Origin of the sequence: Lysinibacter cavernae (assembly GCF_011758565.1) — a bacterium.
In the GTDB taxonomy this organism is placed as follows: Bacteria; Actinomycetota; Actinomycetes; order Actinomycetales; family Microbacteriaceae; genus Lysinibacter; species Lysinibacter cavernae.
This window is the reverse complement of the sequence record NZ_JAAMOX010000002.1, coordinates 482,244-505,355: the sequence shown is the minus strand read 5'-3', so window position 1 is coordinate 505,355 and position 23,112 is coordinate 482,244. Positions and strand designations below refer to the sequence as shown.

Below are 23,112 nucleotides of genomic sequence, written 5' to 3'. Positions count from 1 at the left end.
GAACGGGCCGAGCTATCCCTCAAGCGCCGCGTCCACGATGCGCTTCGCCTCAACCTGAACCTCACGCAGGTGGTCTTCGCCAATAAACGACTCGGCATAGATCTTGTAGACGTTTTCGGTTCCTGACGGGCGCGCCGCGAACCAGGCTCGTTCGGTCTCAACTTTGACTCCACCGATGGCAGCGCCGTTGCCGGGTGCCTCGCTCAGCGCGGCGATGATGGGGTCGCCGGCAAGCTCGGTTGCCGTGATGGATGCCCCTGAGAGTCGGCCAAGCACGGCCTTCTGCTCTGGCGTTGCCGCGGCATCCACTCGTTCGTAGACCGGTGCCCCGAAGCGATCGGTGAGCTCGCGGTACCGCTCCGACGGCGTTTTGCCGGTGACCGCGATGATTTCTGCGGCGAGCAGCGCAAGCAAAATGCCGTCTTTGTCGGTGGTCCAGACGCTGCCGTCGAGGCGGAGGAAGCTTGCCCCAGCGCTTTCCTCGCCGCCAAACGCGATCGAGCCGTTGAGGAGGCCGTCGACGAACCACTTAAAGCCGACGGGCACCTCAACGAGCTTGCGGCCAAGCGAATCGGCAACGTGGTTGATGATCTGCGACGACACGAGGGTCTTGCCAACGGCGGCATCCGGCGACCAGCCCGGTCGGTTCTGGTAGAGGTAGTCAATCGCGACCGCGAGGTAGTGGTTTGGGTTCATGAGCCCGGCGTCTGGTGTCACGATGCCGTGGCGGTCGGCGTCAGCGTCGTTGCCGGTGACAACGTCGAATTCGTCGCGGTAGGTGAGCACGGATGCCATGGCATGCTTCGACGAAGGGTCCATGCGGATCTTGCCGTCCCAATCGAGGGTCATGAAGGCCCATCGCGGGTCAACGCCAGGCCCGAGCACGGTCAGGTTGAGGTCGTAGCGCTCGGCGATGGCCGCCCAGTAGGCAACGCTCGCGCCGCCGAGGGGGTCCGCGCCGATACGCACTCCTGCCGCGCGGATCGCCTCAACGTTGATGATGTTCTCGAGGTCTGCAACGTAATTCTCAAGGAAGTCGTAGCGGCCAACGTTGAGGAATGAACCTGCAACTGCCGAGTCCTGTTTGACCTCGGCGAGGCCACCCTCAACGATCTCGTTTGCGCGGTTCGCGATCCACGAGGTTACGTCGCTATCGGCGGGTCCGCCGTGCGGGGGGTTGTACTTAAATCCGCCGTCCTGTGGCGGGTTGTGACTCGGCGTGATGATGATACCGTCGGCGAGGTCCGTTGTGCGGTCTCGGTTATGCGTGAGGATGGCGTGGCTGAGCGCCGGCGTTGGCACAAACTCGTCATCGGCGCTTGCGAGAACCGAGACACCGTTGGCGACGAGTACTCGGAGCGCGGACTGCTCGGCAGGCGCGCTCAGTGCGTGGGTATCGCGGCCGATGAACAGTGGCCCGGTGATGCCCTGGCCTGCGCGGTATTCAACGATTGCCTGGGTAATGGCGAGGATGTGCTGCTCGTTAAACGAGCCGTTGAGCGAGGTCCCCCTGTGGCCGGACGTGCCAAACGCAACGCGCTGCGTCGAATCGCTCGGATCTGGGATGATGCGCGAATACGCATCGAGCAGCTCCTCAACGTTGATGAGGTCGCTTGCAGTGGCTACGGTTCCGGCGCGTTCGTGCATAGCAACAGTGTGCCAGCTTTAGGCGCAAAAGGTGCTGTGCCCCTGGCCTGGTTATAAGATTTGGGGTATGTCAGCACCCGCCGCCCCCACGACCACACGTACATACAGCTACCTTGGGCCGGCCGGAACCTTTACCGAGGCTGCCCTCGCGCAGGTGCCAGAGGCGGTCGGTCAGAACTGGCGTTCGGTGAATAACGTTGGCGAAGCGCTCGACGACGTTGTGAGCGGTCGCAGCGATGCCGCAATGATCGCCATTGAAAATTCTGTTGAGGGCGGGGTCTCTGTTGCCCAGGATGCCCTCGCGAATATCCCTGGCATCCAGATTATTGGCGAGTACCTCGTCTCGGTGAATTTTGTGCTGGTCGCCAGGCCTGGCACGCGAATTGAGGACGTTCGGGTCATCAACGCGCATCCCGTCGCCTACGCCCAGTGCCACCTGTGGCTCGACGCAACACTGCCAAACCACGAGCACATTCCCGCGAGTTCGAATGTGGCTGCGGCATCCACCCTCTTTGAAGGGTCGCTTGCCGATGCCGCGGTTGCCCCGCCGAACATCACGAAGCACTACGATGTTGAGTTGCTCGCGGAGAACCTCGGGGACAACCCAAACGCTGTCACCCGTTTTGTGCTCGTGAGCCGCACCGTTGTGGTGAGCGAGCCAACCGGGTCGGATAAAACGAGTCTTATCGTTGAGCTTCCGGAGGACGAGGCCGGCTCGCTCTTGAGCCTGCTTGAGCAGTTCTCGACCCGTGGCGTCAACCTGAGTCTGATCCAGTCGCGGCCCATCGGCGATGCCCTCGGCCGCTATCGCTTTGTGATCGATGCTGACGGCCACATCCGTGACGAACGCGTCGCTGACGCGCTGCTTGGGGTCAAGCGGTTTAGCCCAAGCGTGATCTTCCTCGGCTCGTATCCGCGAGCCGACAAGGCAGTCATTACGCATAAGACGCGCTACAGCAACGAGGTTTTTGCCGACGCTCGTGATTGGCTTCGCGGTATTGTTTCTGGAGAAACTGCATCGTCTGACTGAGTCAGCGCGCTGCGGACCATTTCTTTTTTGATCTGTTTACAACGTAGTTGACCCACAGTTCACCCCGAGGACCCCCCTACTCATGAATCAAGTTGAACGACCGCGCCGAATAAGTGGTGCCATGCTGGCCTGTGCGATTGCGGCCTCCCTGTTGGTTGGTGGCTGGATCACCGCCGTCGCCCGCGTCGATGCTGGTGCTGCGATCCCCTGGGGCGCGCAGCGCCAGGATACTGTTGGTGGCGCCAAGCTGGCCGTCGCCACCTACCTGAGCTACCTGGCCACTGGGGACGCCGACGCCGCAACGCGCATGGCGGATCCTGAGGCCGATGCCGAGTGTGGCGGGTTTCTGAGCGATGCGGTATTCGCGAAGGCGAAGGAGCACATCAGTGAGGTTGAGGTGACCGGTGCTGTTCAGGACGGGGACACGGATCGCTATAGGGTTTCCGTTGAATACGTGCTTGGCGGGGTTGATTACAGAGCGTACCTCGAGGCCTCGTACTGGAAGGGCTGGAGGGTCGAGCCGATGACCCGTGCGCTGAGCGTTTCGGCGATGAAGATTGACGGGGGTCAGGCCACGCTCAATGTCTCGGGCATTGACCTTGCCGTTGATCAGGGCAGCTATTGCGACTGGGCAGCGTATCCGGCGATCTACCAGCTCAACGCGCCCAGCCACGGATTAGTTGTGGCGGACCCGGTGGACCTTCCCGTTTCGTTTGCTTCTGATGAGGATTCCGAACTTGAGGTTAGCCTTGACGGGCGCTACACCCTGAAGAGCAGAATTCTGTCGACGGTGGAGTCGGAAACGGTTGACCTGGTCGATAGCTGCCTGACCGTCGAGGGGCTGTTTACGAGGCAGTCCGGAAAAGCGCCGTGTGCACCGTTTCAGCTCTACAGCGGTAAATCGGATGTGACCGATTTGCGGGTCGAGGTGTTGGAGTATCCAGTCATCACTCTCACAGGTATCTACTCGGACGGGGCAACATATTCTGCGGACGGCGGCGAGATTCGGCTGTCATACTCTGCGATTGATACCTACGACAAAGCGGCAGGGGTGAAGCAATTTACCGACGTTGAAGTTGACCTCATGCAGTTTTCGTCGAGTTATGCGGTCACCTTTGTTGACGGTGAACTCGTGTTTGGGTGGCCCTCATGAAGCTGGGATCATCGTTGACTACTCCGGCGCAGCCCACCTTTCGGGGGCCGCTGCGCTATGGACGCTTATTCGTCGCGATAATCGTTGTGTTATCGCTGCTGCTTGGCTACCGACTGACCGGTCTTGTATTTGACGCGTCTCAGACGGCGACAACACAACAGTTGCTGGATGTGGGTGTGAAACGGCCATCCGTCCATACCGATAACGGCGAGGCCACCGCCGCAAACGCCCAGGCTGCAGTGGAAGCGTACCTCGGATTTTTAGCCGAGGGTGATGCTTCATCGGCGACCGCAATGGCCGGTCCGGCGGCTACGGGTGAGGCCGCGCGCTTCCTGACGGATGAGGTGTTTGCTCAGGCGGCGGAACATATCTCCGATGCGAAGGTGATCCTGGTTAAGGACAAATCAGGGGGCAACTTTGAAGTTCAATTCACCTACACCCTCGCCGGTTCCACGCAGCGGGCTGTTTTACAACTGCACCGAAAAGTTTCCCGCTGGGTGTTCGAACCAATGGTCACCACCCTGAAGATCAAGCCTGACTGGAGCGGTGGAACCTCCAACTTCAGCGTCTCGGGGATAGACGCGAACATGGAAGACATATGGACGTCCTATTGGGTGTATCCGGCGGTGTACCAGATTGATCAACCGACGGGAGATCTTTTTGTCGGCGACTCGGTTAAGACGATCGCGCGGGTAAACGGTGATTACGGGAGCAGGTACAACCCATATGAGGAAGAAACTGAGTACCGCTTTGACCTTTCAGCACACGCAAAAGCGCTGGTAGACGAGGCCGTTCTGGGATTCTTCAACAGCTGCCTGACCCAGGAACAGTTGTTCAGCGCGAACACAGCCGACTGGGGAGTCCGATCATGCGGGCAAAACCAGCTACGGGAATACAGCAACGTGAGCGACCTCGAAGTTGAGGTGGTGCGCACGCCTGTTGTCGATTCGTACCGCTACTGGCCCGGCTTCTCCGTGGACAGCGGGCTGATCAAGGTGTCGTTTAACGCCACAAGCAACCGATCTGGCACGGACGCTATCGTGCACGTCGCCGACCTGCAGGTCTACATGCAACCCTACGACGTGACCGTGCGGCTAGTCGACGGCAAGGTGGTGTTCGATTAGCGGAGCCTGCCTGGCTACCCGGGATGCACCCTCACGACAAGCGAGCCTGGGTCTACAAAGCCCTTGACCGCAACAGTTTCGCCAAATTCGTCGCCGTCGAGCTGCACCGACTCTGGGCCGCGCAGCTCAAGCTCAAATCGTCGACCGGTCATATAGGTCACCGATTTGGTGTCGTTGGTGAGGTCGATAATCTTGCGGCCGGCCTTGGTCTTACGCAGCACGCCGTTTTCCCAACTGATTTTGCGCCAGATGGTGAGCCACGAGAAGGGGCCGTTTGGGCGCAGCGCCACGATGTCGAGCAGGCCGTCGTCTGGCTGGGCATCCGGAATGAGGAGCACCCCACCAGGAAGCTGCCCGCAGTTGCCAATCATGACGCTGTACACCGACAGGATGCTGCGCGGCTTGTCGTCGAGCTTGTAGCGAATGCGCACCGGCTTCTGCTTGATCATGGCCCTGATACCGCCATCAATGTAGGCGAGCCAGCCAACGCGATCCTTGAGCCCAGACTGGGTGAGGCTAATGAGCTTCGCGTCGATACCAAGCCCGGCAAGCACCAGGAAGACGTGCTCTTCGCTTCCGCCGCCTTCGCGCTTGAGCGTGATGACGCCGAGGTCGATGGCCCTATTGACGCCCGTAAACACGGTGGATACCGCCTCGTTGAGATCGCCGAGGGTGATGCCGATGTTCCTCGCCAGCAGGTTTCCCGTGCCAGAGGGGATGAGCCCGAGCGGTACGTGCGACCCTCGCAGCGCCTCCGCCACCGCGCGCACGGTTCCGTCGCCGCCAACCGCGACGACAACATCCACGCCAGCTTCGAGGGCCTGCCTGGTGAGCCCCTGGCCGGCGTCGTCTTCTGTCGTTTCAAACCAGAGGGTCTCGTCCCAGCCGGATGCGTGCTGCTGCGTTCTGACCGCCGCCTTGAGCTGCTTCACATCTGCTTTAAGGGGATGGTAAATGATCGCCGCGCGTGGGTATTGTGACCCTGAATTCATTACCATGCGTATTACGCTACGTCATCCGAGCCCGAAAGCGGTGAGCGGGCTAGACTGGGTCGCGTGATTGATCCCGTGCTGCTTCGCGAAAACCCAGAGTCCATCAAACTTTCTCAGCGTGCGCGCGGGGCCTCAGAGGCGCTCGTTGACGACGCCCTTGCCGCCGATTCTGCGCGGCGAGAAGCCATCACGCAGTTCGAGTCTCTGCGCGCAGAGCAGAACGCGTTTGGCAAGACGGTAGCCAAGGCTGCTCCAGACGAGAAGAAGGCGCTTGTGGCCCAGGCCCAAGAGCTCGCTGCGCGTGTCCGCGAAGCGAGCCAATTGGCTTCGGATGCCGAACAAGACTTCCTCCGTTTTGCCCGCGCCATCGCCAACCCCATTATCGAGGGCGTGCCAGAGGGCGGCGAAGACAACTTTGTGACCCTTCGCGAGGTCGGTGACAAGCCAACGTTTGACTTTGAGGCGCGCGATCACCTCGAGCTCGGCGAATTGCTTGGCGCAATCGACATGGGTCGTGGCACAAAGGTCAGCGGCTCGCGCTTCTACTTCCTACGCGGCGTTGGCGCTCGCCTTGAGATTGCCCTCATGAACATGGCACTCGATCGCGCGCTTGAGGCCGGCTTTGTGCCGCTCATCACGCCAACCCTCGTGAAGCCCGAAATTATGGACGGCACCGGCTTCCTCGGGGAGCACGCGAGCGAGGTTTACCAGCTGCGCGACGAAGACCTCTACCTCACCGGCACGAGCGAAGTTGCGCTCGCCGGATACCACTCAGACGAAATCCTCGACCTCGCCGAGGGGCCGCTCCGCTATGCGGGATGGTCAACCTGTTACCGCAGCGAGGCTGGCTCGTACGGTAAAGACACCCGCGGCATCCTGCGCGTGCACCAGTTCAACAAGCTTGAAATGTTTGTCTACACCACGCCGGAAGAGGCAGAGGCAGAGCACGATCGCCTTGTCGCCTGGCAGGAAGGCATGCTGCAGGCCCTTGGCCTCTCGTACCGCGTCATTGACGTCGCAGCCGGCGACCTCGGTTCGAGTGCCGCTCGCAAGTTCGACATCGAGGCCTGGATTCCGACGCAGGACGCGTTCCGCGAGCTCACGTCAACCAGCAACTGCACGACGTTCCAGGCTCGTCGACTCGATACCCGCTTCCGCGGCGAGAGCGGCAAGACGCAGCCGGTAGCGACGCTCAACGGAACGCTCGCCACCACACGCTGGCTTGTTGCCATCCTTGAGACGCACCAGCAGGCCGACGGCTCGGTTGTCGTGCCAGAGGCGCTGCGACCCTATCTTGGTGGCCTCTCAGTATTCGAGCCGGTGGCCCGCTAAGCCATGACCGAACGCAAGCTCATCGCCCTCGACGTTGACGGCACGATTCTCGACGGCAACGGCGTTATTTCGCCCGCCGTTCGCGAAGCGGTCGCCAGCGCGGTCGCCGCCGGCCACGAAGTGACCATTGCAACGGGTCGGTCCGTTGCAGCGACGCTTCCCGTCGTGCGCGAGCTTGGGCTCAACCCCGAGTACGTTGTGTGCTCAAACGGGGCCATCGTTCTGAAGCGGGATGCCGGTTCCCTTGACGGATACCGTCGTGAGTTTGTGGAATCGTTCGATCCTGGGCCCATCCTCACGCGTATCCGGAGCCACCTGCTTACCGCGCGCTACGCCGTCGAGGATGAGACCGGATTCTTTCGGTACACCGAGATGTTCCCGCAAGAAACATTTGGCGGGCCGAGCAAACGCGTCGCCTTCGACGACCTCATGCACGGCCAGGCGACCCGCGTCGTTGTCGTCTCGCCGGATCATCAGCTCGAAGAGTTCCTGCGCATCGTCGAAGAAATGGGCCTCAGCAAGGTCAGCTACGCCATCGGATGGACCGCGTGGCTCGACATCGCACCAGAGGGAGTGCACAAGGCGCAAGGGCTGGAACGTGTTGCCAGCATCCTTGGCTTCGGGCCCCACCAGGTGGTTGCCGCTGGCGACGGCCGTAACGACATTGAAATGCTTGAATGGGCCAGTCGGCGCGGCATTGGTGCGGCAATGGGCCAGGCCCCAGATGACGTCAAATCATCGGCAAATCGGGTGCTTGGCAGCCTCGAAGAAGATGGGCTCGCTGAGCTCCTCAACGGCCTCGTGTAGCCGTTGTCGGCCGGCGCGTCTCACGGGCCCCAAACTTTCAGGTAGACTTCTTGCTTGTGTTGACGCTTTCGGGTGTCAGCCTGGAGGGCTGTCCGAGCGGCCGAAGGAGCTAGTCTTGAAAACTAGTGGGCGGAGACGTCCCGTGGGTTCGAATCCCACGCCCTCCGCGTTTGATTCAAAACCCCGGTAATTGCTTGGCCTTGCGGCTGGCGGGTGCCGGGGTTTTACCGTTTTGGTGGTGTCGCATCCACAGCAATAACTCGACCTTCTCTCAGCGTTTTCCCCATCGAAACGGTAAACTACTCAGAGGTGCCGCGACATGTGTTGGGCACCGTTATGACTTGTTCGCTCTCCCGACTGTCGCTCCAGCGCGGCCTGGGCGAGAAAAACTTCTCTCAGTTTGGTGGTGGTGATGTCGGCTTCACAGAAGCAAGCATCTGATAGCGTGCGCTCAAGCGTGCGTCATGGGCGACTGAAAAAGTCGAGCGGATGGCGCACTGCGCTCAAAGTTGGACTGGCCGGCATCGTCGTTGTTGCCGTCAGTGGCGTGTCGATCGGCGCCTACGCTTTCTGGGACCTCTCAAGCCGCATGCAGCCATCCGTGCAGCTGGCTGGTGCAGAAGATCTGCCTGAGATCTCAACAATCGGGCCCATCGACGGCCCGCTCACCATCTTCCTCGCGGGCACAGACAGCCGTGCTGGCCAATCTCTTGATGACGGCGAAGAGGGCGAGCTCAACGACGTCAACATGCTGCTGACCGTCTCGGCCGATCACAAGACGGCAACTGTCACAAGCTTCCCGCGCGACCTCATGCTTCCGATCCCATCGTGTCCAGGACCAAACGGCGAAGAAAACTACTACCCGGCGATGAGTGAGCAACCGCTTAACTCCACACTGCAGTCGGGCGGGCTTGCCTGCGCGGCGCTCACGATTCAAGAGCTCACCGGAATCCCAATCAACTACGCAGGGCTGATTAGCTTTGACGGTGTTATCGCGATGACCAACGCAATTGGCGGAGTTCCTGTTTGCGTTTCGAACGACATCAACGACACCATGGTTGGCCTCACGCTTCCCGCGGGTGAGCACACGCTTGCCGGACTCGAAGCGCTGCAGTTCCTCCGCTCGCGCTACGGCGTTGGCGACGGCGGCGACCTCGGACGCATCAGCAACCAGCAGGCCTTCCTGTCGAGCCTCGTGCGCACGATTAAGAGTTCAGAGACGCTTGGCGACGCATCCAAGGTATACGGCCTCGCGAAGGCAACCGCCGAAAACGTGAGTCTTTCGAGCTCGCTCAACTCCATTACGAGCCTGCTCTCGGTCGCGGCAACGGTGAAAGATATCGACGTCGACGCCATCAACTTCGTGCAGTACCCAGTGGTGACGCACCCCTACAACCCAAATAAGGTCGCACCAGACTACGCTTCGGCTGCCGTGCTCTTTGACCTCATTCAGCAGGGGCTGCCGCTCACGCTTACCGGCGGTACCGGCCCAGCTACCGACGTTGATCCCAACGCGCCCGTCACCGAGACGCCTGCTGCGCCAGCAGACGGCACCGTCGTTGCAGAAGACGGCTCAGTGGTCGCCGAAGACGGCACAGTGCCCGTTGATCCAGCGGCTCCAACCGACACCGCCACAACGGCACCCGGCGAACTGCCAACCAACGTTAAAGGCCAGAACGCGAGCCAGTACACCTGTACGGCAGGCCGTTAGTTTTAGCTGAGAACATGCGGGGTATTCGGGTATTTTTTACCCGGATGCCCCGTTTGGTCCAAAACCCCTCCTGCAATTGGTTATGATGGTCGTTGTGCGTTCTTTTGATCGCGCTGGAGACGTCGCATAGTCAGGCCTAGTGCACCACCCTGCTAAGGTGGAGTCCTCGTAAGGGGACCAGGGGTTCAAATCCCCTCGTCTCCGCCATTGCCCCTCGGGGCTGTAACCCCTTCCGGGTAGCTGGGAGGGGTTTTTGCGTGCAGCCCCCGGGTTCGCGTGCTTCTTGCCTGGGCTCCCGTGCCCCGTGCCCTGGTTTGCGTGCAATGCTCGACATCGAGGGCGGGAAATCCTCCATATCTTTCGAAGAATAGGTGGTTTTTCCCGCTCTCGATTGATCGCAGCCCGAGCCTGAGTTTGCTTGGCCACATGAAGCCTGCTGGGCGGACAGGCCTTGGGTGTCCATTGGATGGTCGAGCGCGGATGCGTGACTTCCCCGGACGGGTGTTTTTGGCAGTGCAGAGTGGGAAGAGTGTCGAAGTGGTCGGGATAATGTGCCAACACGCCCGGATTCTTGGGATTCTCCATGTCGATTTCTCATCCGGCCCGGTTTTGGGGTAGTATCGTACACGGCTCAAAAACGCGCCAAAGAGTATGCGCCCGTAGCTCAGCTGGATAGAGCATCTGACTACGGATCAGAAGGCCAGGGGTTCGAATCCCTTCGGGCGCACCACTTGAAAAGCCCCCACCGAATCGGTGGGGGCTTTTCGTTTACCCATTTTTAACTTATGCGGTTGCCTCCGTTCTTGTCCGCGCCATGACGCGTCCCACGCTCGTAACGGCCCCAGACGGGAGCGCGGGTCTGCTCGCGAGCGCAGATCTGACGCAAGAGTTCCTTCCCCGGCCCGGAAAGGAACTCTTGCGTCACATCTGTGGGCGAGCGTGCTCCCTGGGGTGCGCGCTCCGCGGGCAGGATGCGCAGGGCCGCGATTCAAAGCTGCCGGTAGCGGTCTTCGGCTCGAAACGTCTGTCGCGTCTGGACTGTCCGCTGTACTCGGAGCGTCTGGAGCGTCTGCCGTGTCCGGCACGCCCGCCGCGCTAAGCACGCCCGCCGGGCCTGGAATGCCCCGCCGGGCAAACACCCACTGCGCCAGAAACGCCCGCCGCGCCCGCCGCCCTCAGCGCGCCCGGAACGCCCACCGGGCCAGAAACGCCGGCGCACCCGACGGGGTTGCGGATTCCCCAGCGCTCCTGTTATGTTGTCTGTAATCGTTTACGTAAACGTTTACAGCTCAATGACGAACAGGAAACCTCGGTGAGTACCCACAAACGGATAACCGTTCAACTCGTTGCCGACCATGCGGGCGTATCGATCGCATCCGTGTCCAGAGTGCTCAACGGTCTTGCCGCCTCAGACGAGGTTGTTGCAAAGGTCAACCAGGCAGTCGCCGAGCTTGGCTACGTGCCCAGCGCAACTGCTCGCTCGCTCAAAGCCGGCAAAACCGATCAGATCGCGTTTGCCGTCGCCGACGTTGGAAACCCCGTCTACGTGGCCATGATGCACGAAGTCTCGCAGGTTATCGCCCACTCCGGCTACCGCCTGGTCCTCTCCTCAACGGGCAACGAGGCTGAGGCGCAGCTCGACGTGCTTGACAGCCTCAACCGGGGCTTTGCCGATGGCCTGCTCCTGAGCCCGCTTCGCGTCACCCCAGAACTCGTTGAGCGGCTGCAGACCAGCCGGCTCCCGATTGTCATCATTGGTTCGCTGCCAGAGGGCGTTGAGCTTGACAACGTTCGTGCGGATTCTCCCGTTGGTGTTGGCCTCGCGGTTGATCACCTCGTTGAGCAGGGCCGCAAGCGCATCGCCTTTGTGAATGGTCCTGTTGACACGGTCCCCGGTGCCGCCCGACTGAGCGGATACGTCAACGCCATGACCAAGCACGGCCTCCCGCTCCAGGCAGAGATGCAGGTCAACGCAGCCGACTTTACGTACAAGGATGGCCTCGTTGCCGTCAACGCGCTGCTTGACCAGGCAACTCCAGACGCCATCATCTGCGCCAACGATCTTCTTGCGGTTGCCGCGCTCAAAGCGATGACCCTCCGCGGTCTCTCAGTGCCAAACGACGTTGCCCTTGTTGGAATGGATGACACGGATGTTGCCGAACTCGCCATCCCCTCGATTACGAGCGTCAACCTCGGTTCGCGCACTCGTGCTGAAGCGGCCGCCGAAATGCTGTTGCGCCGCATTGACGAGCCGAACGCCCCCGCAGAGTCGGTTGTCATTGCCCCAACCCTGACCATCCGCGAGTCGTCGGTAATGCAGCGAGAAACAGCATCCGTTGGAGACAACAAATGACCGCGACACTCAACCCACCAAAGCAGAAGCAGCTGAAGGCGCCAAAGCGTCGCAGCAACGCGCTTGGCCTCGGCGGTAGTGGTGGCCGCGACACCTGGATGCTTGTGCTCCCCGCGTTGCTCCCCGTTGTACTGTTCAGCGTGTATCCGCTGGTGCAGGGTATTTTGCTCGGCTTCACGGATGCCAAGGCTGGCCTTGGCGTTGAGACCTCGTTTAACGGGATCGACAATTACACCAAGCTCATGACCAACGAGCTCTTCTGGAACTCGTTCAAGATCGGCATGATCTGGGCGTTTACGGTCACGATCCTGCAGTTCCTCGCATCCCTCGGCCTCGCGCTGCTGCTCAATCTTGACCTGAAGTTCCGCTGGCTCGCCCGTACCCTTGCGCTGGTGCCGTGGGCAATGCCCCCCGTGATTGTCGCGATCATGTGGCGCCTCATGTTGAACCCTACCTACGGCCCAGTGAACGGCGGGCTGAGGGCGCTGGGATTGCCGGGCGACACCAACTGGCTTGGTGATTTTTCGACCGCGCTTCCCGCCGTGATCGTGGTTGGCGTGTGGGCTGGGATGTCGCAGACAACTATCACCCTGCTCGCCGGCCTCCAGAACGTGCCAGCAGAGCTGCACGAGGCCGCCGCGATTGACGGTGCGGGAACGTGGCACCGGTTCTGGCACATCACGCTGCCGGCTCTGCGGCCCATCGCCGTTGCGATCACCACGCTCGACCTGATCTGGAACTTTAACTCCTTTGCGCTCGTCTTTGTGTTAACCGCGGGAGGCCCAGGTGGGCAAACCATGCTGCCGATGCTCTTCGCGTATAACGAGGCCTTCCGCTACGGCAACTTCGGGTACGCCGCCGCGATGGGCAACGTCATGGTGGTTGTCATCGCATTCTTCCTGTTCTTCTATCTGCGCAGCCAAGCGAGGAGTCGCCTCTCATGACCAACGTCGCTCTCCAGAGCCAGCCGCTGGCACAGGGCACCAAGCGTGCCGCCCCATCCGCCAAGAAACAGCGAAGGGTTGCGCGCACGTTCCAATATGGTGCGCTGCTGCTCTACATGATTTTCCTCGGCTTCCCGCTCCTGTTCCTGATCCTGACCGCGTTCAAGACGCCGCAGGAATTGCAGTCGGCGACGCCAGCGTTCCTCCCGGGGCAGTTCAACTGGGAGAACTTCGCGGCGGCGCTCGACAAAGCCAACCTCATCCAGGCACTCGGCAACAGCGCCATTGTCGCCGTTTCGAGCACGGTCATCGTGACGCTCATCTCGCTGCCGGCCGCCTATGCGCTCGCCCGATTTAAGACCAAGCTGCGCGGCATCGCGACCGGCTGGATTCTGCTGAGCCAGGTCTTCCCGTTCATCCTCATCATCATTCCGCTGTTTATGGTGCTCAAGCAGATGGGGCTCATCAACAGCCTGGTCGGCCTGATCCTCGTGTACTCCGTCTGGTCGCTCCCGTTTGCGCTGTGGATGTTGCAGGGGTACGTTGCCAGTATCCCGATCGAGCTTGAGGAAGCTGGGGCAATCGATGGGGGAGGCCGACTGCTGGTCCTCCGCGTGATTGTGCTGCCGCTGCTCGCGCCCGGCCTCGTCGCGACGAGCCTCTTCAGCTTCATCTCGTCGTGGAACGAGTTCTTCTTTGCCCTTGTCCTCATCCAGGACCCTGCGCTGCAGACCATCCCGCTCGCGCTCGCCAGATTTGTTGGGGCAGAGGGCCAGGTTCAGCTCGGTCAACTTGCCGCAGCAGCGCTGCTTGCAACCATCCCAAGCCTCGTCTTTTTCGCCTTCCTGCAGCGCCGGCTCACCTCCGGGCTCATGAGCGGCGCCGTGAAGGGCTAAGTTCCCTCCCCGCATACCAACCCAACACTCACAACGAAGTGCCATACCCCCTTGAGAAGGAGAACCCTCATGAAACGAAAACTTGCAACCGTCGTGACCGCCATCGCGGTTTCCGGCCTGCTTGCTAGCTGCGCGGGCGGTGGAAGCTCGGAATCCTCTGATGGCCCCATCGAGCTCACATTCCAAAGCCTCGCCTACCAGGACACCACTGTTGCCGCGACGAAGGACATCGTTGACCAGTGGAACAAGGACAACCCCGATGTTCAGGTCAAGCTGACGCAGGGAAGCTGGGATAACGTTCACGACCAGCTGGTCACGCAGTTCCAGGGTGGAACCGCGCCCGACATTATCCACGACGAGTCCTCCGACATCCTCGGTTTCGCGAACCAGGGCTACCTCGCAGACATCAGCGAGTACCTGAGCGACGACGTGAAGAAGTCGATCAGCGACGACGTATGGGACACCGTGACGATTAACGACAAGGTCATCGCGGCACCGACGCTCATGCAGACCTACGTTGTATACGCAAACAAGAAGGTCTTTGCCGACGCAGGCGTCGAGCTTCCCGCCGGCGACGAGTTGCAGTGGAGCGACCTGCAAAAGGCTGCCAAGAGCGTCACCACCCCCGACACCTTCGGCGTTGCGTGGGGTCTCAAGCAGCCGACCGCTGCGGTCATGAACACGGCGCTTGGCTTTGACGGCACGTTCTTCGATGTGAAGGATGACGGCACCGCAACGATCGATGTTGGCGAGAACGAGCTCTCGGTTCCCGAGTTTGTGCACAGCATGGCGTATGACGACGCCTCGCTTGACCCCGTTTCGCTCACGCAGAGCGGTTCGGATGTGCTGCCAGGATTCCTCGGCGGAAAGTACGCCATGTACATTGGCGGCAACTTCCTCGCCCAGCAGATTACGGAGTCGGCATCGGCTGACTTCGACTGGACCGTACTTCCCCCGCTCGCAGGTTCGGCCGGAACCGTACAGGCAGCAAACCCGCAGACCATGTCGGTTGCCGCTGAGAGCAAGCACCCGAAGGAAGCCGCAGAGTTCATCAACTACTGGATGGGCGCCGACAACCAGGCCAAGCTCGCGCAGGGCGACTGGCTGATTCCGGCATCCGCCGACGCCCGCAAGGTTGTTGAGACCGAGACCGAGGGCCAGACCGGCTGGAAGGAACTGCTCGCAACGGGTGAAAACCTCAAGGGTGCCCCCTTCCAGAAGGCGGCAACCTACCCGCAGTGGAAGGACCAGTACGCAACGCCGAGCCTGCAGCAGTACTTTGCCGATTCGATTTCAGCGGATGAGCTTGCCAAGCAGCTCACCGAGGGCTGGAAATCGGTCGAGGGCTAAGCCTCAACTTGGTCGGGGTCGGTCGCCGAGTAGGTGGCCGGCCCTGCCAGTGTCAGAAGCCCGTGACAGTATCCCGTCACGGCACAGCATCCTCGTGCGGCCCGACCAAACGCGCCGCACAGCATGACCAACGCATAACCCAAGGAGAATCAGATGGACCTGCTCGAAGACAAAGCTACGGGCGCACTCACCGGCGCGGCCGTTGGGGATGCGCTTGGCGGCGCAGCAGAGGGCAACACCCCAGAGGCAATTCAGGAGCGCTACAACGGGTTCATCACTGGCATCGTTCCGCCGTTCCTTGCCGACTGGCGCAACGCGCGCCCCATCGCCCCGTACCACAAGGGTGACGGGCACATCACCGACGACACCCTCATGACAAACGCGCTGGTGCAGGTCTACGACAAGGTCCGCGATCACCTCGACGCGCACGCGATTGCCGAGCATCTTGTGCCGTTGCTCATCGGCGAGAAGCAGTGGATTCCAGAGCTTGAAACCGAGGCAATCCTGTTGCAGCGCATCTTCCTTGCCGAGAAGTGGCTGGTTGCCCGACTGCACTACGGGCACATCGACCCCCGCGAGGCCGGCGTTGGCAACGTGGTCAACTGCGGCGCGACAATGTACATGGCCCCCATCGGCATCGTGAACGCGGGTTCACCAGATTCCGCCTACGCCGAGGCCGTTGATGTGGCCGGAGCGCACCAGTCGAGCTACGGTCGCGAGGCGGCCGGCGTCTACGCGGCCTGCGTTGCAGAGGCGATGCGCCCCTCCGCGTCAGTAGATTCCGTGATCGAGACCGCCCTTCGCCTCGCAAAAGACGGCACCCGCGACGCGATCGAATCGGTTGTGACCGCGGCCTCTCAGCTCACAGATTGGCGCACGTCGCTCGCGACGCTTCGTGCATCCGTCGAGCCCTTCGACACCGTCGGGCCAAACTATCGGGCACCGGCGCGTGACGCGCGCATCCCGAGCCGCACCAAGTCGATCGAGGAACTGCCCATCGCGCTTGGCATGCTCGTCACCGGGGCTGGCAACTACTCTGAGAGCGTGCTCGGTTCCATCAACTACGGCCGCGACTCCGACTCGATCGCCGTCATGGCCGGCTCGATCGCGGGTGCCCTTGGCGGCGCAGCGGCTGTTCCCTCAGGATGGGTCGACGCCGTCAGCGACGGCAGCCAGATCAACATTCGCGCAACCGGGCCGGTCATGGCCTCTGTCGCCCGCGATGTTTGGGCACGCGACGAGCAGCGCTTCTCCGCACGCCAGGCCGAAATGGGCCTGCTCGGAGGTGCTGCGTAGTGCTGCGGCTCAGCTGGACTCAGCCTGAAGACCTCGTGCCGCACGCACTTCGTGCGGCAGAGCTCGATGGCAGGGATGTTGCGGATCTTCGCGACGAATGGGTTGCGGCAGGCGGCTCGGTTGATGCTCCCGTGAGTGGCGCGACCCCGCAGCCGGCCGATGCCGCGGTGCGTGAACTCGGACGACGCATCCTTGCCGCGATCGATACTCGGCCAGACCCGGCGGCTTTGGTTGCCTCAGAGCCAAACGATGTTGACGGCATCCTCGCCCTCGCCGAGCCACGCGCTGAGCTCGGCGACGCTCCAGAAGACCTAGCCAACCGCGTGCTCGGCGCGTGGCTCGGCCGGGCTTCCGGCTGCCTGCTTGGCAAACCCGTCGAGAAGATACCGCGCCGGGGCATTCGTGCAATTGCCGAATCAACGGGCAACTGGCCTATCGCCTCGTATTTCACCGAGATTGGGCTCGATCCGGCCGTCGCGGCTGAGTTTCCCTGGAACCGCCGCAGCCGGCCAACAAGCCTGGTCGAAAACATTAGCGGGATGCCAGAGGACGACGACCTCAACTTCCCGCTCATCGCACTCGACCTGATCGAACGCATCGGAACCGAATTCACGACCGAAGATGTCGCGCAGTCGTGGCTCGCGAACCTCCCCGGCGGGCGCGTGTTCACCGCCGAGCGCATTGTCTACCGCAACCTGCTCGACGGCTACGAGCCTGAGGTCGCGGGCGAGGTCATGAACCCATTTCGGGACTGGATCGGCGCGCAGATCCGCACCGACGTGTACGGCTGGGTTTCCCCAGGACAGCCGCAGCGCGCCGCACGCATGGCGTGGCACGACGCCCGGCTGAGCCACGGGCGAAGCGGGCTCTACGGCGCGCTGTTTGCGGCGGCCGCGTGCTCGGCATCCCTCGTGACAGACTCGGTCGCCGAGGTTATCGAGGCCGGCCTTTCGGTTGTGCCAAGCGGGAGCCGCTACGCCGAGGCCATCCGCTGGGGCGCGACGCTTGGGGCAAGCGAGACCTCCCTTGACGAATCACTCGACCGCATCGAGCAGCGCTACGGGCATCTGCACTGGGTGCACGCGCTGAATAACTCGGCGCTGCTCGCCTTTGCTCTTGCACGCGGCAACGGCGACTTTGAGCGCACCATTACGTCGGCGGTTTCTGGCGGGTGGGATACCGATTCGGTTGGGGCAACGGCGGGTTCAATTGTGGGTGGCATGCTTGGCGCCGCCGCGTTGCCTTCCGCCTGGATCGATCCGCTGCAGAACCGCCTCGCATCAAGTGTGCCCGGGTTTGACGGCATCGGTTTCACGACGCTTGCCGAGCGAACGGTGGCCGTGGCGGTACGGCCGTGACCGTCATCGTTGTTGGGAGCGCAAACCTCGACCGGGTATGCCGCGTGGAGCGCATCCCCGGTCCCGGAGAAACAGTCTTAGCGACGGCATCGGCCGAGCACTGCGGTGGCAAGGGAAATAACCAGGTCATCGCGGCCACCCGTTCGGGTGCCTCCGCCTCATTCCTCGCGGCGCTCGGCTCCGACGAGGCTGGCAGCACGCTGCGGCGCACACTCGACGACGCGGGGGTGACGAGCCTCATCCGCACGAGCGACGCCCCAACCGGCATCGCGAACATTACGGTTGATGATTCCGCCGAGAACTCGATTGTTGTCAGCCCTGGCGCGAACGCGGCCCTGATCGACCTCACCGAGGCAGAGCACGCTGCAATCCGGGCCGCCGACGTCCTGCTCATGCAGTTGGAGATCCCGGTTGAGACCGTCATCGCCGCTGCCGAGGTTGCGTCCGCCGCCGGAACGTATGTTGTGCTTAATGCCGCACCGATTCAACGGCTCCCAGAACGCCTGCTCAGGCACGTTGACCTGCTCATCGTGAACGAGCACGAGGCCGCTGAGCTTGCATACGCCCTGCAGTCGGATCGGCAACAGGGTGACCCGCGCGAGGCGGCAGCAATACTTGCTGGCATCGTCCCAGACGTCATCGTGACGCTTGGAGCGGCAGGCTCGCTCATCGTGTCAGCGGGCGCATCACCTCTCAAATTACCAAGTTATTCCGTGCAAGCCGTTGACACAACCGGGGCCGGCGACACGTTCTGCGGGGCCCTCGTCGCGGCGCTAGACGCCGATGGCGCAGCCGTTCGAGACCTCGTCGAAGCAACCAGCTTTGCCACCGCTGCGGCAGCCCTTTCGGTGCAGTCGGCCGGCGCCGTTTCATCCATTCCCTCTCTCAAGGAGACCAACGATTTTCGTGACCAGCATGAGCACATCACCACGAGCTAATTCCGACTTCGACCCGGACGAGGCCAGCACGAACACGCTGAACCCTTTGGTTCCGCGGCCGATCGATGCCGCCACCGCGCTGCCGCTCACCGGCGAACTCGCGCCCGAGCTCGGCGACATCGCCAAGATCTTCTCGGCGCCAAGCGACCCCGCAGACTGGCCGGCCTGGCGAGAGGCGCTCTCCGCCTGGCGCGCTGAGGCCCGCGAACGTCTTGCCTACAGCGGTGCCGCGTACGAGCAGGCCCACGCAGAGTGGGCAAAGTCTTGCTACAGCGTCGCCCTCATCTGGCTGTGGGATGAGCGGCTCTTCGACGTAGACCGCCAGGCCTTTACCGTCGACTCGTTCCTCGCTGAGACGGCCGACCACGGCGGCTTCGACGGGGTTGTGCTCTGGCACGCGTATCCCATCATCGGCATCGACGACCGCAACCAGTTTGACTACTACCGCGAGGTTCCCGGCATCGCCGAGCTTGTCGCGCAGTTTCAGGACCGCGGCATCAAGGTCTTTATCGACTACAACCCGTGGGACGTTGGCACCAGAAGGGCCGAAGGCGACGACCCCACCGAGCTTGCACGCATCGTCGGGGAGCTGTCGGTCGACGGCGTGTTCCTCGACACCATGAAGGAGGGCGACAGCGCCCTCGTTTCTGCCCTGCTCAACGCGACGCCGCCGCAGGTGCTTGAGGGCGAGTCCCGGGTTCCCAACCAGCGGGTTGAGGACCACCACCTGAGCTGGGCGCAGTGGTTTGCCGACAGCGAGGCCCCAGGCGTGATGAGGGCGCACTGGTACGAGCGACGCCACATGATGCACTCAACGCGCCGCTGGAACCGCGATCACAGCGACGAGTTGCAGTCGAGCTGGATGAACGGTGTCGGCATGCTCGTCTGGGACACCGTCTTTGGCGTTTGGGTTGGCTGGAACGAGCGCGATAAGAGCACGCTTCGCCGCATGGTTCGTGTGCAACGTGCGCTCAACGACGTGCTCGTTGACGGCGATTGGGCCCCGCTTGAGGGCGCAACAGACGAGGCTCTTGCTGTCGGCGTGTTTGTCTCGCGCTATTCGCTGGGTGACACCACGCTCTGGACGATCGTCAACCGAGGCACTTCCGATTACGTTGGCCCTGTTATCGAGGGCCTCTCCGAGCTCATTACTGGTGGCTCGTTTGTTGCCGATGCCACCACGGGCGCTCGGCTCTCAGGGCCGCAGGTGACGGTTCCCGCTCGTGGCGTGACGGGCGTAGTTGCTATTGATTCCTCAGGGTTGCAGAATGGTGCGCCCCCAGCGTGGCTCGTTGCCCTGCTCGAGGCTTCCTCTGCCGACCGGCCCTCCTCCGACGCGACGTTCCCAGCGAGGGTTGCCGAGCGCATCCAGCCGGCCGCCTCGTCCGGGGTAGTCGCTGCGGATGCCGTGCCGGTTCCCGCTGGCGAACGCGAACTCACCATGGCGTTCCGCCGACGCGAGACGGGCACCTACCAGGGCGCCCCGTACATCGAAGAGTGGAAGCCGCTGGCGCCGCGCCTGCATGATCCCCGGACCGAACAGATCGCGGTTGAGCTGCCGGGCAGTGCGGTCGCCGCTCGGGAAGTCACGACCGCAGAATTTGCGACGTTTGTAGCGGAAACCGGTTACGCGCCGCTCGTCGCGAACCGGTTCACCCACGACAGGACCGCCGCCGAGCCGGCGACCGGGGTCAGCCTCGCTGACGCACGGGCCTACGCGGCCTGGGCAGGAGCCCGCCTCCCAACAGAGCACGAGTGGCAGGTCGCCGCGGCACAGCAGGGCTTCACCCGCCTGGCGCCGCTGGTCTGGAACTGGACCGAGAGCGAGCACACCGACGGCATCACTCGCTACGCCATCCTGAAGGGTGGCAGCGACTACCGTGCAGAGGGCTCTGACTGGTACACCGATGGTGGGCCGCGCGAGCCAGAGTTCAGTCTGAAGTATCTGCTGCCGGGGCTTGGAATGGAGCGGTCACCCAACATCGGGTTCCGCCTTGCTTGGGATGCCGCGGAGGTTGGCAAATGAGCGAGCAAACGTCGACTTCGGCAGAACAGGCAGGCGCGACGCGTCAGGCCGCGGCCCCGCTTGCTGGCGTGCGTGTTCTTGACATTTCGACCCTCTTCGCCGGTCCGCTCGCCGCGACATTCCTCGGAGATTTTGGCGCGGACGTGATTAAGGTGGAACATCCAACGCGCCCCGACGCGGCGAGAGGTCACGGGCCCGCTAAGAACGGCATCAACCTGTGGTGGAAAACGCTCGGGCGCAATAAACGAACCGTGACGATCAACCTAGGCACCCCCGACGGTGCCGCCTTGCTGCTCCAGCTGGTTGCCGACGCAGACGTGCTCATCGAGAACTTCCGGCCGGGCACGCTCGAACGATGGGGTCTTGGCCCAGAGCAGTTGCACGCAGCGAACCCAGCGCTGACCATCGCAAGGGTCACTGCTTTTGGCCAGTTTGGCCCTTACTCCGGGCGTCCTGGGTTTGGCAGTCTTGCCGAGGCGATGAGTGGATTTGCTGCCCTCACCGGCGAGCCAGATGGCCCGCCAACCCTTCCGCCGTTTGGCCTCGCCGACGGGATTGCCGCGCTCGCCACGAGCTACGCCGTGATGGTTGGGCTGCGCAGCGCGGAGCACACTGGCGTTGGCCAGGTGGTTGATATGGCCATCATTGAGCCCATTCTGATGCTGCTTGGCGGCCAGATAACCGCCTACGATCAACTGGGGCTTGTGCAGCCGCGAACTGGCAACCGCTCGGTGAACAACGCGCCCCGCAACGTGTACCGCACGGGAAGCGGCGACTGGGTCGCTGTCTCGACGAGCTCGCAATCAATCGCAGAGCGGGTCATGACGCTGGTTGGCCGCGAAGATCTGCTGAGCGAGCCGTGGTTTGCCTCAGGACACACGCGAGCGCAGCATGCCGACGAGCTTGACGACGCGGTCTCATCCTGGATCGCGGAGCGGGCCACCGACGACGTGGTCGCTCAGTTTGAACAGGCTCAGGCGGCCATCGCGAAGGTCTCCGACGTGCGGGGGGTGCTCGATGATCCTCAGTATCGGGCTATCGGAACCGTCGCGACGGTTGACGACGACGAGCTTGGCCCCGTCAAGATGCAAAACGTTCTCTTCCGTCTTTCGGATACCCCAGGCAGCATCCGCTGGAGCGGGCGTCGTCACGGCGCAGACACCGACGAGGTGCTTCGCGATATTGGGGTCACGCCAGACCAGCTTGCGCAGCTCAGGGAGCGGGGCGTCGTATGACTTCCGCACGTCTCGTTTTGACCGGCTTGTACGTCCCCGGCGACCGCCCAGACCGGTTCGAGAAGGCCGTCGCGACGGGGGCCGACTTGATCATCCTCGATCTTGAGGATGCCGTCGCCCCTGCCAATAAGGCCGAGGCGCGCGCGGCCGTTGTTCGGTGGCTTACTGCTCGCTCCGACGCTTCGTTGAGTTCCGGTCCCGTATTCCAGGTGCGGCTGAACTCGCCGATTGCCGATGATCTTGTTGCGCTCTCGGGCCTCGATAGCCGAATCGAGTTTCGCATTCCGAAGGTTGAGTCGGCCGAGGACCTTGATGCCGTGCGTGCCCAGAACCCCGACCGGCAGGTGACCGCGCTGCTCGAGACCGCACTTGGTATCGAGCGGGCTTTTGAGATCGCGCAGCATCCGAGCGTTACGAGGCTTGGCATTGGCGAGTCTGACCTCGCGAGCGAGCTGGGTTCTCGTTCGGATGCCGTCATTGGCTACGCCCGCAATCGCGTGCTGTTTGCCTCGGTTGCGGCCGGCCTGTTGCCGCCTATGCTGTCGGCGTTTCCCGCCATTAACGACTTGGCCGGCCTTCGCCAAGATACGCAGAGTGGCCGTGACGATGGTTGGGTTGGCCGCGTTGCCATCCATCCTTCCCAGCTGCCAGTAATCGCTGAGGTGTTTGTGAGTTCAGCGGCCGAAGTCGCTTGGGCAAATGAGGTGCTTGCCGCGACGGCAGATGGCGGAGTTTCGACCCTGTCCAACGGCGACATGGTCGATCCGGCAATGCTCGGTAGAGCCAAGCGCATCCTCGCCGGCAGACCCCACTAAGACCCACCGACCGCAGATCTGACGCAAGAGTTCCTTCCCGAGCGCGGGAAGGAACTCTTGCGTCTTTTCTGTTTCTTTGGCCTTTTTGGGAATGTTCGGAATACC

General features: G+C 62.3%; 18 protein-coding genes and 3 tRNA genes. 19 read left to right on the top strand and 2 right to left on the bottom strand.

The annotated features are described in order from the left end of the window. Nucleotides 1-12 precede the first annotated feature (12 nt). Entirely contained in the window at nt 13-1,647 is a 1,635-nt protein-coding gene (gene pgm, locus FHX76_RS11685) for a phosphoglucomutase (alpha-D-glucose-1,6-bisphosphate-dependent) (protein ID WP_167150851.1), read from the bottom strand. Between the two features lie 67 nt (nt 1,648-1,714). Here pgm and pheA point away from each other — a divergent pair, with 67 nt between their 5' ends. From pheA to FHX76_RS11670, 3 genes are all read left to right on the top strand, one after another. Next, nucleotides 1,715-2,677: a prephenate dehydratase gene (gene pheA, locus FHX76_RS11680; protein WP_167150850.1), complete on the top strand. Its 963-nt coding sequence runs from the start codon at nt 1,715-1,717 to the stop codon at nt 2,675-2,677. Nucleotides 2,678-2,759: 82 nt separating this feature from the next. Beyond that, nucleotides 2,760-3,830 carry a hypothetical protein gene (locus tag FHX76_RS11675; protein WP_167150849.1) on the top strand — a complete coding sequence of 357 codons (1,071 nt, stop codon included), beginning with the start codon at nt 2,760-2,762 and terminating at the stop codon, nt 3,828-3,830. Further along, complete coding sequence (locus tag FHX76_RS11670; RefSeq protein ID WP_167150848.1) at nt 3,827-4,954, top strand: hypothetical protein; 1,128 nt, start codon at nt 3,827-3,829, stop codon at nt 4,952-4,954. The genes FHX76_RS11675 and FHX76_RS11670 overlap by 4 nt, the downstream gene beginning before the upstream one ends. Nucleotides 4,955-4,968: 14 nt before the next feature. Here the strand turns inward: FHX76_RS11670 and FHX76_RS11665 are convergent, their stop codons facing one another. Further along, nucleotides 4,969-5,946, bottom strand: coding sequence for a diacylglycerol/lipid kinase family protein (locus FHX76_RS11665; RefSeq protein WP_167151682.1), 978 nt, complete (start codon nt 5,944-5,946; stop codon nt 4,969-4,971). Between the two features lie 63 nt (nt 5,947-6,009). Here FHX76_RS11665 and serS point away from each other — a divergent pair, with 63 nt between their 5' ends. The 16 genes from serS to FHX76_RS11585 all read left to right on the top strand — a co-directional run bounded on the left by serS (nt 6,010) and on the right by FHX76_RS11585 (nt 23,007). Next, a complete protein-coding gene (gene serS, locus FHX76_RS11660; protein ID WP_167150847.1) occupies nt 6,010-7,278 on the top strand; it encodes a serine--tRNA ligase in 1,269 nt (422 codons plus the stop codon). A 3-nt stretch (nt 7,279-7,281) separates the two neighbouring features. Next, the gene (locus FHX76_RS11655) at nt 7,282-8,085 is read left to right on the top strand and encodes a Cof-type HAD-IIB family hydrolase (RefSeq protein ID WP_167150846.1); all 804 of its coding nucleotides are present in this window, start codon (nt 7,282-7,284) and stop codon (nt 8,083-8,085) included. 82 nt (nt 8,086-8,167) lie between these two features. Beyond that, a tRNA-Ser gene (locus FHX76_RS11650) sits at nt 8,168-8,252 on the top strand. Between the two features lie 245 nt (nt 8,253-8,497). Beyond that, nucleotides 8,498-9,796 (top strand): LCP family protein, encoded by a 1,299-nt coding sequence (locus FHX76_RS11645; RefSeq protein ID WP_167150845.1) that lies wholly within the window; start codon nt 8,498-8,500, stop codon nt 9,794-9,796. A gap of 115 nt (nt 9,797-9,911) precedes the next feature. Further along, nucleotides 9,912-10,003: transfer RNA gene (locus FHX76_RS11640), tRNA-Ser, on the top strand. Nucleotides 10,004-10,449: 446 nt separating this feature from the next. Beyond that, nucleotides 10,450-10,526: transfer RNA gene (locus tag FHX76_RS11635), tRNA-Arg, on the top strand. 582 nt (nt 10,527-11,108) lie between these two features. After that, on the top strand, nt 11,109-12,149 hold the full coding sequence (locus FHX76_RS11630; RefSeq protein WP_167150844.1) for a substrate-binding domain-containing protein: 1,041 nt from the start codon (nt 11,109-11,111) through the stop codon (nt 12,147-12,149). Continuing rightward, a complete protein-coding gene (locus tag FHX76_RS11625; RefSeq protein WP_167150843.1) occupies nt 12,146-13,093 on the top strand; it encodes a carbohydrate ABC transporter permease in 948 nt (315 codons plus the stop codon). The genes FHX76_RS11630 and FHX76_RS11625 overlap by 4 nt, the downstream gene beginning before the upstream one ends. Next, nucleotides 13,090-13,989 carry a carbohydrate ABC transporter permease gene (locus tag FHX76_RS11620; protein WP_167150842.1) on the top strand — a complete coding sequence of 300 codons (900 nt, stop codon included), beginning with the start codon at nt 13,090-13,092 and terminating at the stop codon, nt 13,987-13,989. The genes FHX76_RS11625 and FHX76_RS11620 overlap by 4 nt, the downstream gene beginning before the upstream one ends. A 69-nt stretch (nt 13,990-14,058) precedes the next feature. After that, nucleotides 14,059-15,339 carry an ABC transporter substrate-binding protein gene (locus tag FHX76_RS11615; RefSeq protein ID WP_167150841.1) on the top strand — a complete coding sequence of 427 codons (1,281 nt, stop codon included), beginning with the start codon at nt 14,059-14,061 and terminating at the stop codon, nt 15,337-15,339. Nucleotides 15,340-15,492: 153 nt separating this feature from the next. Further along, nucleotides 15,493-16,635 (top strand): ADP-ribosylglycohydrolase family protein, encoded by a 1,143-nt coding sequence (locus tag FHX76_RS11610; RefSeq protein ID WP_167150840.1) that lies wholly within the window; start codon nt 15,493-15,495, stop codon nt 16,633-16,635. Continuing rightward, entirely contained in the window at nt 16,635-17,993 is a 1,359-nt protein-coding gene (locus FHX76_RS11605; RefSeq protein ID WP_341777939.1) for an ADP-ribosylglycohydrolase family protein, read from the top strand. The genes FHX76_RS11610 and FHX76_RS11605 overlap by 1 nt, the downstream gene beginning before the upstream one ends. Continuing rightward, nucleotides 17,990-18,931, top strand: a complete 942-nt coding sequence (locus tag FHX76_RS11600; RefSeq protein WP_167150839.1) for a PfkB family carbohydrate kinase — start codon at nt 17,990-17,992, stop codon at nt 18,929-18,931. Before FHX76_RS11605 ends, FHX76_RS11600 begins: the two co-directional genes overlap by 4 nt. Further along, entirely contained in the window at nt 18,909-20,957 is a 2,049-nt protein-coding gene (locus FHX76_RS11595) for an SUMF1/EgtB/PvdO family nonheme iron enzyme (RefSeq protein WP_167150838.1), read from the top strand. The genes FHX76_RS11600 and FHX76_RS11595 overlap by 23 nt, the downstream gene beginning before the upstream one ends. Continuing rightward, on the top strand, nt 20,954-22,192 hold the full coding sequence (locus FHX76_RS11590) for a CaiB/BaiF CoA transferase family protein (protein WP_167150837.1): 1,239 nt from the start codon (nt 20,954-20,956) through the stop codon (nt 22,190-22,192). The genes FHX76_RS11595 and FHX76_RS11590 overlap by 4 nt, the downstream gene beginning before the upstream one ends. Next, a complete protein-coding gene (locus FHX76_RS11585) occupies nt 22,189-23,007 on the top strand; it encodes an HpcH/HpaI aldolase/citrate lyase family protein (RefSeq protein ID WP_167150836.1) in 819 nt (272 codons plus the stop codon). Before FHX76_RS11590 ends, FHX76_RS11585 begins: the two co-directional genes overlap by 4 nt. Nucleotides 23,008-23,112: the final 105 nt, after the last annotated feature.